Below are 12,047 nucleotides of genomic sequence, written 5' to 3'. Positions count from 1 at the left end.
ACGGATGCTGGCCAAGCTGCTGGAGATGCTGGGTCTCGTCATCGACGCAGGTATTGGGGTTCCGGAAAACCAGCGTGAGCGTGTCGGGTGCCTCATGGGGCTCGCAGTGGTGATTCCGGTGGCAATCATCCTGCTCCTCGTTTCATTGATCTGACGCACCCGAGCAGTCGCGACTCCTTCGACAAGATCGCGCCGACGCGATAGGGTGGGGTCCGAATCCCTCCCCGGTCGCGAAAGATTATCATGCCCGCACAGCGTTATAGCTATACCGCCATCACGCTTCACTGGCTGATCGCGCTACTGCTGGCATTCCAGATCGCGCTCGGATGGGCGCTCGAGGGCAATAACAGTCCTGAACTCTTTGCGCGCTATCAGCTGCACAAGTCGATCGGCATCTCGATCCTGCTGCTCAGCCTCGCCCGCTTCGCAGTTCGCCTGTTTGTCTCGCGCCCGCCCGCGTCCGATGGTCCGGCGTGGACGCGCGCGCTCGCGAATATCGTTCACTGGCTTTTCTACCTCGTGATGATCCTCGGCCCGATCACCGGCTGGCTGCTCGTTTCGACGGCGAAGGTGCAGGTCCCGACCTTGCTTTACGGCATTATCCCCTGGCCCCACCTGCCCGTCGGCCGTGCTTGGCACGAACCCGCCGAAAGCATCCATGGGGCGATGGCGTGGCTCGCGATCGGGCTGTTCGCGCTCCACATCGCGGGCGCGCTGCGCCACCAATGGCTGCTCGGCAAACCCGAGCTCCAGCGGATGCTTCCCTTCGCGCGCGGCAAGGCGGTCGGTGTTGCGATCGGGGCGCTGGCGCTGGTCGGCGCGGCCTTCGCTGCGGGCAATCTCGTCTATCCCGATCGGCCGCAGCGGGTCGCAGAAAAGCAATTGGCAGCACCCGTCGCCCAGCCCGGCGCGCCTTCGGTTCCTGCACCGAAGGTCGAGGAAACGCCCGAAGCCGAAGCGACCGAAACGGCGCCCGAAGAGACCGCGCAGCCGCTCGCGGACTGGACCGTCGCGTCGGGCGGCCGCCTTGGCTTCACCGCACGCTGGAACGGTGAGGCGGTGAACGGCAGGTTCAGCCGCTGGCGCGCCGCCATCCGTTTCAGCCCCGACGAGCTCGCCAAATCGACCATCCGCGTGACCGTCGACCTCGCATCCGCCGACACCGGCGACGGGCAGCGCGACGATTCGCTCAAAAGCAGCGATTTCTTCAACGTCCCGGCACAGCCGAACGCGGTATTCAGCGCCCGCGACATCCGGCACCTCGGCGGCGAGCGGTATGAAGCACGCGGCACGCTCGACCTGCGCGGGGTCAGCAAGCCGGCCACGATACGCTTCACGCTGCGCATCGACGGCGACCGCGCGCGGGTCGCTGGCACCGCACGTATCGACCGCACATCCTTCGGTGTCGGTCAGGGCGAATGGGCCGCAACCGACGCCATCGCGGCGGGCGTCGACGTCGCCTTCTCCTTCACCGCGACGCGCCCGGCGTCCTGACGCCGGTTCAGGCGGGCGGGCGCATCATACCCCAGAAATGCGGCCCGCCGCCGGCTACATCCCATTCGACCTGCGTGACAAAGCCCAGCCGCTCGTAGAGCGGGACATTCGCCGGCGTCGCCGTCTCCAGCCAGCAGGGCAGCCCTTCGGCGTCGGCGACCGCGGTTTGGGCGCGGATGATGCGCCCGCCATGACCCTTGCCCTGATGTGCGGTGCGCACGCCGACATAGTGGAGATACCAGAAGCGCGCCTTCGGCCGATGCGCGTCGATGCTCTCCTGCACCTTCAACCCGCGCGGCAGGGCGGTGCCGAAGGTCGCAACGAGCGGGATGACGGTGCGAAGGAATTCGAGCGTTCCGCTATGCGCCTGTCCGGGCGCGCGCCACAGCGCGGCCGCTTCGTTGCCCGTCGCGCGCAGCGCCAGCCCTGCGCGCATATCGGCGGGAACGAGGGTCCGAAACAGGCTGCGGAGCGCGCGGGCACGATGATCTGGGTCGGGCAGGATCCATGACAACGCCGGATCGGTCTGGAACGCCTGCGCCAGCGTTTCGACGAGCGCAGTCTGGTCCATCCGGTCAGCCCGAACAATCGCGTTCATTTTACCCCCTCGTCATTCCCACCTCTACGGGACTAACGGAATTCCTGCCCTCGCGGGAATGACGAAGTTGCGGTTCAATCGCGGCAATAGCCTTCGCCCTGTTTGACGATCAGGCATTCCTTCTTACCGGCGAGATATTTGAGGCCGGTTTCGTCGCCGCTGCCCCGGCGCAGACTCAATTCCTCGGCGCCACGCTTGAACTTGATACCATGCTCGCTGTCTTCGCCGTCATAGCTCCCCTTGGTGTCGAGGTCCGACTGCATCTCCAGCTTGTACTTGCCGGGTTCGGCGGGCGTGATCGTCGCATACATGCCCTCCACCCCGGTCCATTTGCCGGCCCAGCTTGCAAAGCGGTGCGGTGCGGTGGCGGGATCGGTCGCCTCGGCGCCCTCGGGCGGCACGGTTTCGACCGGGACTTCGGTCGTCGTTGCGTCGGTCGGCGCGGGCGCAGGCGCTTCCGCCTTCTCGCATCCGCTCAGAACAGCCAGCACCGCCGCGCCGGCCATGATCAAGCCTGTTTTCCTCATCATGTCTCTCCTTCCCCGCTTCAACGCGCCGAGGGAAACAAATATCCCGTCATTCGGCAAGAATTTCCGCATAATGCCTGGGGTCGACATTGCCTCCCGACAGGGTGACGAGCGTCGCATCGCCGAGTTCGACCTTGCCCGCGAGCACCGCCGCAAGCGCCGCCGCCCCGCCGGGCTCGACGATCAGGTGCAGCTTTTCGAATGCCACGCGCATCGCATGGCGCACTTCGTCGCGGGTCACCACGACCCCGCGTACGCCGCGCGCCTGCAGCACCGCGAAATTGATCGGCCAGGTCTGCGGTGTCTGAAGCGCGTCGCACTCGGTGGGAAAGGCGAGGTCTTCGACCGACAGAATTTCGCCCGCTTCGAGCGAACGGGTGACATCGTCCCAGCCCTCGGGCTCGACCGCCACGACCTCGGCATAAGGGCACGCCAGCGCAAGCCCCGCCGAAAGCCCGCCGCCGCCGCAACAGGCGACGATCTTGTCCGGTCCCGCAATCCCGCGCGCGGCGAGCTGCGCGTGCGCCTCGATGCCGGCGCTGCCCTGCCCTTCGATGATCCACGGGTCGCCATAGGCATGGACGAGCGTCCCGCCGCGCTCTTCGAGCAGCTTTGCCGCGACGGCATCGCGCGATTCGGTGACGCGGTCATAGAGAACGACCTCGGCGCCGAGCGCGCGCGTCGCCGCGAGCTTCATCTGCGGCGCGTTGCTCGGCATGACGATCGTCGCGGGGATACCGAGGCGTTTCGCCGCCCAGGCGACACCCTGCGCATGGTTGCCGCTCGATACGCCGACGACGCCCGCCGCCGCTTGTTCGGGCGTCAAGTCGCTCAGGCGGTGCCACGCCCCGCGAATCTTGAAAGCGCCAACGGGCTGGAGGCATTCGGCCTTGCACCAGATCGTCTTGCCGCCGATGTCCATCGGCAGCAGCGGCGTCAGCGGCAGGAGTTCGGCGACCTTGGCGGCGGCGCGTTCGACGCCCGCAAGCGTGGGCGCCCGGTTCGGGTCGAGCAGGGGATCGGGGCTTTGCTGTGTCATAGCTTCGTCCTATAGGGCCGGTCATACAAGACAAGGCGGCAACGGTCCGCGACAGGAGATTTTTCATGAGCAAGGTTCTGGTGATCGGCGCAGGCGGCGTCGGTTCGGTCGCGGTGCACAAGATGGCGATGAACCCCGACATTTTTCCCGACATCACGCTGGCGAGCCGCCGCAAGTTCAAATGCGACGCGATCGCCGAATCGGTTAAGGAACGTACCGGGGTCACGATCCAGACCGCAGAGGTCGACGCCGACCATATCGACGCGACCGCGGCGCTGATCCGCTCGATCGGCGCGACGCATGTCGTGAACCTTGCGCTCCCCTATCAGGACCTCACGATCATGGAGGCGTGCCTGTCGACCGGCGCGCATTATATGGACACCGCCAACTACGAACCGCGCGACGAGGCGAAATTCGAATATCACTGGCAGTGGGCGTATCAGGACCGCTTCAAGGACGCAGGGCTAATGGCCCTGCTCGGCTCGGGCTTCGACCCCGGCGTGACCAGCGTGTTCACGACCTGGCTGAAGAAGCACCATTTCGACCGCATCGACACGCTCGACATTCTCGACTGCAACGGCGGCGATCATGGCCAGCATTTCGCGACCAACTTCAACCCCGAAATCAACATTCGCGAAGTGACCGCGGTCGCGCGTCACTGGGAAAATGGCGACTGGGTCGAAACCCCGCCGATGTCGGTGAAGCAGAAGTTCGACTTCGAAGCGGTCGGCGAGAAGACGATGTACCTCATGTATCATGAGGAGATCGAAAGCCTGAAGACGCACCTGCCTGAAATCAAGCGCATCCGTTTCTGGATGACCTTTGGCGAGGCGTATATCACGCACCTCACCGTGCTGCAGAATGTCGGCATGACGCGTATCGACCCGGTCATCTACGAAGGCCGCGAGATCGTCCCGCTCCAGTTCCTGAAGGCCGTTCTGCCCGAACCGTCGAGCCTCGGCGAGACGACCAAGGGCAAGACCAACATCGGCGTGATTGCGACCGGCCTCGGCAAGGACGGCAAGGAAAAGACGCTCTACCTCTGCAATATCTGCGATCACGAAGAGGCCTTTGCCGAAACCGGCAACCAGGCGGTGAGCTACACCACCGGCGTTCCCGCGATGATCGGCGCCGCGATGATGGTCACCGGCACGTGGAGCGGTGACGGCGTGTTCAACATGGAGCAGATGGATCCCGATCCCTTCATGGACATGCTGAACAACCATGGCCTGCCCTGGCAGGTGAAGGAACTGGATGCGCCGCTGGATTTCTGAGTCCATTCCCTTTTTCGTCATTCCTGCGAAAGCGGGAACCCGGTAGCGACGGCAGAACCGGGTCCCCGCGTTCGCGGAAATGACGAAAGGGTGTTTTCATGACGTTCCGTATCGCGGCCTTTGCGCTGCTTGCCGCTCTCGCCACTCCCGCGTTCGCACAACCCGATGACGCCTATGCACCTGCACGCGCGATCGTTGCCGACATCGGCAAGATCGTCACGCCGAACGGGGTACAGGAGACGTTCGAAGTCACGCTCGGCGGCGCGCGGCAGATCGTGAATGTCCGCGGCTCCGACCGCGACAATCCGATCCTGATCTTTGTCCACGGCGGTCCCGGCGCGGTCGAAATGCCCTTCGCATGGGCTTTCCAGCGCCCGTGGGAGGACGTGTTCACCGTGGTCCAGTACGACCAGCGCGGTGCCGGGCGCTCGTACCCGCTCAACAATCCAGCGGCACTTGCCCCGACGATGACCCCCGATCGCTACCGCGACGATGCTATCGAGCTGATCGAGCTGCTGCAAGAGCGGTACGGCAAACGCAAGGTCGTGCTGATGGGCCACAGCTGGGGCTCGATCGTCGGCCTGTCGGTCGCGATCAAGCGACCCGACCTCCTCTATGCCTATGTCGGCGTCGGTCAGGGCATCGATTTTCGCGAAGGCGAAAAGGCCGGTATGGCGTGGACGCGCGCGAAGGCCGTGGCGGCCGGGAACAAGGAGGCTGTGACCGCAATCGATGCGCTCGCCCCCTATCCGGACGTCGATTTCACGATCGCCAAGGCCGACGGCTGGCGCAAATATGCGATTCCCTACGGCTCGCTCATGTACGCCAAACCCGACCTCGATCTCTATTTCCAGACCCCGCGCCTCTCGCCCGAATATAGCGAGGCCGACCGGCAGGCCTGGGGCAAAGGCAGTCTCTTTTCGGTGATGACCTTGTGGCCGCGGCTTGCCGGTGTCAGTTTCAAGCCGGTGAAGACGATGGACGTCCCGATCGTTTTCCTGCTCGGACGGCATGATTATACCGTACCATCGCCGGTCGCGGCCGACTGGTTCGCACAGGTCAAAGCGCCCTCGAAGAAGCTCGTCTGGCTCGAACATTCGGCGCATATGCCGATGGTCGAGGAGCCGGGGCATTTCTTCGCCGCGCTTCTTCAGGACGTGCTGCCGCTGACGAAAGACAAGAAATGACCACCTATCTTGCGCCGATCGGGCTGCTATTCGTCTCGAACATCTTCATGACCTTTGCCTGGTACGGGCAACTCGGCGCGGTATCGCGGCCGATCTGGCTCGCGGTGCTGATCGCGTGGGGAATCGCCTTTTTCGAATATTGCCTCGTCATCCCCGCGAACCGTATCGGCTATGGCGTTTACAGCGCTGCCGAACTCAAGACCTTGCAGGAAGTCATCACACTGGTCATATTCGCCGGGTTCGCGGTCTTCTGGCTCGGTGAGAAGCTGACGGTGAATCATCTCGTCGGCTTCGGTCTGATTGCGGCGGGAGCGTTCTTCATCTTCAAGGGACCGATTACGGTCTGACAGGATTTTACAGCGACATGGAAACCCGTGCCGGCGACCCCGGAGCCTTTGCCCGCTTCGACCTGAGCCGCGTCCCCTCGCCCGCCTTCGTCGTCGACGCCGCGAAAGTGCGCGCCAACCTCGCGCTGCTGCGCCATATCGGCGACGCATCCGGCGCGCGCGTGCTCGCCGCGCTAAAAGCTTTCTCGATGTGGTCGTTGGGGCCGACGGTCGCCGGATATCTCGACGGTGTCTGCGCTTCGGGGCTTTATGAGGCGAAGCTCGGCCGCAGCGAATATGGCGGCGAAGTCGCGACCTATTGTGCGGGCTACAAGGAAGCCGACCTGCCCGAGATCGCGGCGCTGTCGGATCACCTCATATTCAACTCGCCGGGGCAGATCGCGCGTTTCCGTCTGCTTCTAGACGAGCTGCGCGAGCGCGGCGAAAGCTTCGACGTCGGCCTGCGCATCAACCCGATGCACAGCGAGGGCGAGGTCGCGAAATACGACCCTGCCGCGCCGTGCAGCCGTCTTGGCTTTCCGATCAGCCAGTTGCTGCCCGAACATATGGAGGGCGTCGACGGCGTCCATATGCACAGCCTGTGCGAGCAGGATTTCCCGCCGCTCGAGCGCACCTGGAACGCGGTGCAGCCGATGCTGCGCCCCTTTTTCAGCCAGCTCAAGTGGATCAATTTCGGCGGCGGTCATCATGTCACCCGCGCCGATTATCAGGTCGACGACCTGATCGCCTTCCTGAAGCAGGTGCGCGCCGCGACCGACTGCGACGTGATGATCGAGCCTGGCGAGGCGATCGCGCTCGACGCCGGCATCCTCGTCGGCGAGGTCCTCGACCTGTTCGACAACGGCATGCCGATCGGGATCACCGATATTTCGGCGACCTGCCATATGCCCGACGTGATCGAGGCGCCCTATCGCCCCGCGATGCTGGGCGAAGGCAGCGACGGTATGCCGACGCGGCTCGGCGGCCCTTCGTGCCTCGCCGGCGACGTCATCGGCGACTATCGCCTGCCCGGCGGCGCGCGCATCGGCCAGCGCTTCGCCTTCCTCGATCAGGCGCATTATTCGATGGTGAAGACGAACACCTTCAACGGCGTGCCGCTCCCGTCGATCTGGCTGTGGGACAGCGAGACCGACGAACTGAAGCTGATCCGCGAATTCGGTTACGAGGATTTCAAGACGCGGTTGGGCTGATACAGGCGATGCCGGATCCCCTGGACATGACCGGACTTTGGACGGGACAATATTGGTATCCCGAACCCTGGATTCATCCGACGGGATTTGTCGCGACGATTAACGACAACGCAGGTTCGTTGTCGGGCACGACGACAGAAGCCTCCGAATTGATCGACGGGGACGAACGCGCCGACATTCGCGGCACGCGAAAAGGCGCTGCGGTAGACTTTCACAAATATTATGACGGCGACGGGGCCTATGGCCATTCGGTGAGCTACGACGGCGTGCTGAGCAGCGACGGGAAGCAGGTCGAGGGCCGCTGGGCAATCGACGACTATTCGGGCACCTTCGTCATGCACCGCAACCTGCAGTCGTTCGAGAGTGAAGGATTCGAAGAGTCCAGAAAAGTCGGCTTAACCGTCGAGACACGGCCCCGCTAACGCGGGTCAGAAATGCGAACCGTTGAAGATCAGCGCGACCGGGCGGCCGCGTTGATCGGTCGCCGCCAGCGCATTCCAGACATCTTCGCACTCGAACCCGCATGATATCGTGCGCTCTTCGTGGCGCGCGGCAATCTTGTAGCGTCCGGCAGCGGCCTGGCGGCAGCCGTTGGCGGTCCGCGCCTTGGCGAAAGCCGCATTGCGGATGGAATCATTGCCCTTGTACGGGATCGCCTTCACCGCAGCGCGCGCACCGTCGATCGACGGGCACTGATAGAGCATTCCCATCCCGACCGGGTCATAATCGAGCACACCGCCGGGAATGAACTCCGACAGCCAGCGCTCATAATCGGTTCGCGGATGCTTGTCGTTGCCAGTTTCATCGACGATCCCGATGACGCGCACACCGCTCGCATTGACGCCGCGATAGACCAGATGCGTCTCTCTGCCCCCCGCAAGCGGCAACGTCCGCCGCGCGATCACCTGCTGGATCGTGATGGTCGATTTGGCGTCCGGGCTGCTCTGCGAACAGCCCGTCGCGGCGAGCCCCTTGAAGAACAGGGTTGTATCGATCGTGTGGTTCTGCGGCGCCGGCTGAACGCCGTAATAACTGCCCAGCATCTCGCGCGCGGCGGCCTCGCCCGGGCAGATGACGGTCGAGAAATCGTTCCTGATATCGGTTTTTGCGGGCAGCGGCTCACTCGATCCCTGCGCTGCCAACATGATTGCAAAAGCTGCAAGGACCATCGATGCCCCCTTTTTTCGTTTCAACGACAGGAGCTTATCGTCCAGAACGGAGCAAGGTCAACCGGCGGGCGGCGCGATCTCCGCCAGCGCCTGATGGATATCGCTGACCACCACCGATCCTTCGCCGACCGACGAGGCGACGCGCTTGACCGATCCCTTGCGCACGTCGCCGATTGCGTAGATCCGCGGCCAGCTCGTCTCGTACCGGCTCGGCATACGGTCGAGCGACCAGCCCGCCTTGACGAGTTCGAGCGGCGCGATGTCGGCGCCGGTCTTCACGAAGCCGCGCTCGTCGCACACCATTTCCCTCGGCAGCCACGTCGTGTTGGGGCTGGCACCAAGGAAGAGGAACAGGAAGCCGCAATCGCAGTGATCTTCTGCGCCGGTCTCGCGGCAGCGGTAGGTCAGGCCCTCGAGCCGGTCCTCGCCGCGCAGCGCGACGACGTCGGTCGACCCGATGATTTCGATGTTCGGATGCTCTTCGAGCCGTTTGACCAGATATTCGGACATGGTTTCGCGCAGGCTCGACCGGCGGAAAATAACATGAACCTTCTTCGCGACGCTCGCCAGATAGATCGCGCCCTGCCCTGCCGAATTGCCCGACCCGACGACGGTGACCTCGGCGTCGCCGCACAGCTGGGCCTCCATCGGTGTCGCCCCATAATAGATCCCGCGCCCTTCATAGGATTCGATGCCGTCGATCGGCAGGCGCTGATATTGCGCGCCGCTGGCGACGACGACCGCGCGGCTGCGCAGCTTGCGCCCGTCGGCGAGGTGAAGGCAATAGGCGTCGTCACCGTCGCGGCCGATCGAAGCCGCACGCACGGGCGCAACGATCCGCGCGCCGAATTTCTGCGCCTGCACTGTCGCACGCCGCGCGAGCTCGTTGCCCGAAATACCGGTCGGGAAACCGAGGTAATTCTCGATCTTCGACGAAGTACCCGCCTGTCCGCCGGGCGCCAGCGAATCGAGCGCGATCACCGTCAGCCCCTCCGATGCGGCATAGACCGCCGCCGCCAGTCCGCCGGGGCCGCTGCCGACGACGAGCACATCGGCGGTCGCGCCGTCGGGGAGCAGGTCGAGCCCGAGCCCCGCCGCAAGCTGTTCGGGCGTCGGCTGGACCAGCACATCGGCCGCGCCCAATATGACCGCGGGGAGCTGCTCGCTCGTCAATCCGCGTTCGGCCATCAGATGCGCTGCGACAGGGCCGTCTGCCGGATCGAACCAGCGATGCGCGACACCATGCTTCATCAACAGGTCGCGCAGCGCATAGACGCTGCGATCCATCGCGGCGCCGATGACGATCGTCACCGCAAAGCCGCGATGATTGCTGAACTCGCGCCGCGCCGACAGGACGCGAACGAAGATGTCCGAATAATGCGAATTGCCCGCGATCAGCCGCTGGAAGTCGGGGTGCGCGATGCGGAGAATCTCGCCGTCGGCGCCCATTTCGACGCGCGACAGGTGGCGCTGCCCGGTCAGCACCGACAGATCGCCTGCGAACTGGCCGTGCTCCATCCAGCCGACGCGTTTGCGTCCTTCGTCGGTCGACGCGAAGATATCGGTGTGCCCCGACAAGGTGACGATGCAATCGGGCGCCATCGCCCCTTCCGCGACCAGCAGGTCGCCGGCCTTGTGCGATTCGACGGTGCCGAAGCCGCGCAGCTCGTCCAGTTCCGCGTCGGTGAAGTTGTGATTGACCTCGGAACGGGAGACCATGCGCGCATATCCTTTCGGGCTCGATGAACGTTCACCTCTAGCGCCGCCGCGGGTTCTTGTCTCGCTTTTGCCCCGCTCGGCGTACGTTCGCCCCGGTTCGCCCCCAGTGTTACCGCCTTATTACAAAATTGCGCGATAGGGTCTTTACAGGGGGGACCCCCCTGCATATATCGCCCTCCGCTGCCCCAGGGGGACTTCCAATAACCGCAAGGCAGCCTTTGTGTTGAACGTTATTTTTGGGGGTCCCTTGAGTTGCACCAGCATCATAGCGCCCACGGGCTGATTCAGGCACTTTCGCCGGTCGAACCTGTTACGCTTGTCCGCCCGCACGCCGCGCGGCGCGCAGCGCGTTTCTTCATCGAGCGATTTCCCGGCACGACCATGTACGCGGTCAAGGCGAATCCGTCGCCCGACCTGTTGCGCGTGCTGTGGGATTCGGGTGTCACGCATTATGACGTCGCCTCGATCGCCGAGGTGCGGCTCGCTGCGCGCACGCTTCCCGACGCGACGCTCTGTTTCATGCATCCGGTAAAGGCCGAGGAAGCGATTTCCGAAGCCTATTGGAAGCATGGCGTGCGCACCTTCTCGCTCGACACGATGGACGAGCTCGAGAAGATCGTCCGTGCAACCGAAGGCGCGCAGGATCTGAACCTGCTCGTGCGCCTGCGCGTGTCGTCCGATCATTCGAAGCTCAGCCTCGCCGCCAAGTTCGGCGCAGAGGCCGATGAAGTCGTCGAACTGCTGATGGCGACCCGTCAGGCCGCCGATGCGCTCGGCATCTGCTTCCACGTCGGCAGCCAGGCGATGACGCCGCATGCTTATGCGCAGGCGATGGAACGCGTCCGTGCGGCGATCGTCGCGGCATCGGTCACGGTCGACATCATCGATGTCGGCGGCGGTTTCCCGTCGTCCTACCCGGGCATGGAGCCCCCGCCGCTCGACGCCTATTTCGAGACGATCCATCGCAGCTTCGAAAGCTTGCCGATCAGCTACTCGGCGGAACTCTGGTGCGAGCCGGGCCGCGCGCTGTCGGCGGAGTATAGCTCGCTGATCGTGCGCGTCGAAAAGCGCCGCGGCGAGGAGCTGTACATCAACGACGGTGCGTACGGCGCGCTGTTCGATGCCGCGCATGTCGGCTGGCGTTTTCCCGTCTCGCTGCTGCGCGACACCGACAGCGAAGCCGAGATGGTGCCGTTCAGCTTCTATGGCCCGACCTGCGACGATCTCGACCATATGGCGGGGCCGTTCTTCCTGCCCGCCGACATCAAGGCCGGCGATTTCATCGAAATCGGCATGCTCGGCGCCTATGGCTGCGCGATGCGGACGAAGTTCAACGGCTTCGGCGCCGACGAGACGCATGTCGTCAGCGATGAGCCGATGGCAAGCCTCTATACCGGCAGCGAAGCCGAACCCGAGCGCCGCAGCGCGACGGTGACCAAGCTGTTCTGAACGGGAACGCTTCCAACCAACAAGCAAGGGGCTGGCGCAGCGATGCGACCAGCC

General features: G+C 64.3%; 13 protein-coding genes. 8 read left to right on the top strand and 5 right to left on the bottom strand.

Going from position 1 to position 12,047, the window contains the following annotated elements:
• Window positions 1–4: 4 nt before the first annotated feature.
• Together ACIPPQ_RS12875 and ACIPPQ_RS12870 are read left to right on the top strand one after the other, a co-directional pair.
• Entirely contained in the window at window positions 5–154 is a 150-nt protein-coding gene (locus tag ACIPPQ_RS12875; RefSeq protein WP_446544481.1) for a hypothetical protein, read from the top strand.
• An 89-nt stretch (window positions 155–243) separates the two neighbouring features.
• Window positions 244–1,494, top strand: coding sequence for a YceI family protein (locus ACIPPQ_RS12870; RefSeq protein ID WP_446544480.1), 1,251 nt, complete (start codon window positions 244–246; stop codon window positions 1,492–1,494).
• Between the two features lie 7 nt (window positions 1,495–1,501).
• Here the strand turns inward: ACIPPQ_RS12870 and ACIPPQ_RS12865 are convergent, their stop codons facing one another.
• The 3 genes from ACIPPQ_RS12865 to ACIPPQ_RS12855 all read right to left on the bottom strand — a co-directional run bounded on the left by ACIPPQ_RS12865 (window position 1,502) and on the right by ACIPPQ_RS12855 (window position 3,658).
• Window positions 1,502–2,092 (bottom strand): GNAT family N-acetyltransferase, encoded by a 591-nt coding sequence (locus ACIPPQ_RS12865; RefSeq protein WP_446544479.1) that lies wholly within the window; start codon window positions 2,090–2,092, stop codon window positions 1,502–1,504.
• Between the two features lie 74 nt (window positions 2,093–2,166).
• Entirely contained in the window at window positions 2,167–2,622 is a 456-nt protein-coding gene (locus ACIPPQ_RS12860; RefSeq protein WP_446544478.1) for a hypothetical protein, read from the bottom strand.
• Between the two features lie 46 nt (window positions 2,623–2,668).
• Complete coding sequence (locus ACIPPQ_RS12855; protein WP_446544477.1) at window positions 2,669–3,658, bottom strand: threonine ammonia-lyase; 990 nt, start codon at window positions 3,656–3,658, stop codon at window positions 2,669–2,671.
• Window positions 3,659–3,723: 65 nt separating this feature from the next.
• On the opposite strand from ACIPPQ_RS12855, the gene ACIPPQ_RS12850 reads away from it, so the two are divergent.
• The 5 genes from ACIPPQ_RS12850 to ACIPPQ_RS12830 all read left to right on the top strand — a co-directional run bounded on the left by ACIPPQ_RS12850 (window position 3,724) and on the right by ACIPPQ_RS12830 (window position 8,078).
• Window positions 3,724–4,932: a saccharopine dehydrogenase family protein gene (locus tag ACIPPQ_RS12850; RefSeq protein ID WP_446544476.1), complete on the top strand. Its 1,209-nt coding sequence runs from the start codon at window positions 3,724–3,726 to the stop codon at window positions 4,930–4,932.
• Window positions 4,933–5,030: 98 nt separating this feature from the next.
• Window positions 5,031–6,119 carry an alpha/beta fold hydrolase gene (locus ACIPPQ_RS12845; protein WP_446544475.1) on the top strand — a complete coding sequence of 363 codons (1,089 nt, stop codon included), beginning with the start codon at window positions 5,031–5,033 and terminating at the stop codon, window positions 6,117–6,119.
• The gene (locus ACIPPQ_RS12840; RefSeq protein WP_446544474.1) at window positions 6,116–6,466 is read left to right on the top strand and encodes a DMT family protein; all 351 of its coding nucleotides are present in this window, start codon (window positions 6,116–6,118) and stop codon (window positions 6,464–6,466) included. The genes ACIPPQ_RS12845 and ACIPPQ_RS12840 overlap by 4 nt, the downstream gene beginning before the upstream one ends.
• Before the next feature lie 17 nt (window positions 6,467–6,483).
• Window positions 6,484–7,656, top strand: coding sequence for a carboxynorspermidine decarboxylase (locus tag ACIPPQ_RS12835; protein ID WP_446544473.1), 1,173 nt, complete (start codon window positions 6,484–6,486; stop codon window positions 7,654–7,656).
• 26 nt (window positions 7,657–7,682) lie between these two features.
• Window positions 7,683–8,078, top strand: coding sequence for a hypothetical protein (locus ACIPPQ_RS12830; RefSeq protein ID WP_446544472.1), 396 nt, complete (start codon window positions 7,683–7,685; stop codon window positions 8,076–8,078).
• 6 nt (window positions 8,079–8,084) lie between these two features.
• Here ACIPPQ_RS12830 and ACIPPQ_RS12825 read toward each other — a convergent pair whose 3' ends face one another.
• Window positions 8,085–8,825 (bottom strand): hypothetical protein, encoded by a 741-nt coding sequence (locus ACIPPQ_RS12825; RefSeq protein WP_446544471.1) that lies wholly within the window; start codon window positions 8,823–8,825, stop codon window positions 8,085–8,087.
• A 57-nt stretch (window positions 8,826–8,882) separates the two neighbouring features.
• Complete coding sequence (locus ACIPPQ_RS12820; RefSeq protein ID WP_446544470.1) at window positions 8,883–10,544, bottom strand: FAD-dependent oxidoreductase; 1,662 nt, start codon at window positions 10,542–10,544, stop codon at window positions 8,883–8,885.
• Window positions 10,545–10,796: 252 nt separating this feature from the next.
• On the opposite strand from ACIPPQ_RS12820, the gene ACIPPQ_RS12815 reads away from it, so the two are divergent.
• Entirely contained in the window at window positions 10,797–11,993 is a 1,197-nt protein-coding gene (locus ACIPPQ_RS12815) for a type III PLP-dependent enzyme (protein WP_446544469.1), read from the top strand.
• Window positions 11,994–12,047: the final 54 nt, after the last annotated feature.

Source organism: Sphingopyxis sp. LARHCG72 (genome assembly GCF_052871675.1).
This window is presented reverse-complemented; position numbering and strand designations above follow the sequence as displayed.

Excerpts from the sequence above, each read along its gene's own strand:
- ACIPPQ_RS12845 (WP_446544475.1), top strand. The coding sequence starts at position 5,031 with ATGACGTTCCGTATCGCGGCCTTTGCGCTGCTTGCCGCTCTCGCCACT.
- ACIPPQ_RS12825 (WP_446544471.1), bottom strand. The coding sequence starts at position 8,825 with ATGGTCCTTGCAGCTTTTGCAATCATGTTGGCAGCGCAGGGATCGAGT.
- ACIPPQ_RS12840 (WP_446544474.1), top strand. The coding sequence starts at position 6,116 with ATGACCACCTATCTTGCGCCGATCGGGCTGCTATTCGTCTCGAACATC.
- ACIPPQ_RS12865 (WP_446544479.1), bottom strand. The coding sequence starts at position 2,092 with ATGAACGCGATTGTTCGGGCTGACCGGATGGACCAGACTGCGCTCGTC.
- ACIPPQ_RS12820 (WP_446544470.1), bottom strand. The coding sequence starts at position 10,544 with ATGGTCTCCCGTTCCGAGGTCAATCACAACTTCACCGACGCGGAACTG.
- ACIPPQ_RS12875 (WP_446544481.1), top strand. The coding sequence starts at position 5 with ATGCTGGCCAAGCTGCTGGAGATGCTGGGTCTCGTCATCGACGCAGGT.
- ACIPPQ_RS12830 (WP_446544472.1), top strand. The coding sequence starts at position 7,683 with ATGACCGGACTTTGGACGGGACAATATTGGTATCCCGAACCCTGGATT.
- ACIPPQ_RS12860 (WP_446544478.1), bottom strand. The coding sequence starts at position 2,622 with ATGATGAGGAAAACAGGCTTGATCATGGCCGGCGCGGCGGTGCTGGCT.
- ACIPPQ_RS12870 (WP_446544480.1), top strand. The coding sequence starts at position 244 with ATGCCCGCACAGCGTTATAGCTATACCGCCATCACGCTTCACTGGCTG.
- ACIPPQ_RS12855 (WP_446544477.1), bottom strand. The coding sequence starts at position 3,658 with ATGACACAGCAAAGCCCCGATCCCCTGCTCGACCCGAACCGGGCGCCC.
- ACIPPQ_RS12850 (WP_446544476.1), top strand. The coding sequence starts at position 3,724 with ATGAGCAAGGTTCTGGTGATCGGCGCAGGCGGCGTCGGTTCGGTCGCG.
- ACIPPQ_RS12835 (WP_446544473.1), top strand. The coding sequence starts at position 6,484 with ATGGAAACCCGTGCCGGCGACCCCGGAGCCTTTGCCCGCTTCGACCTG.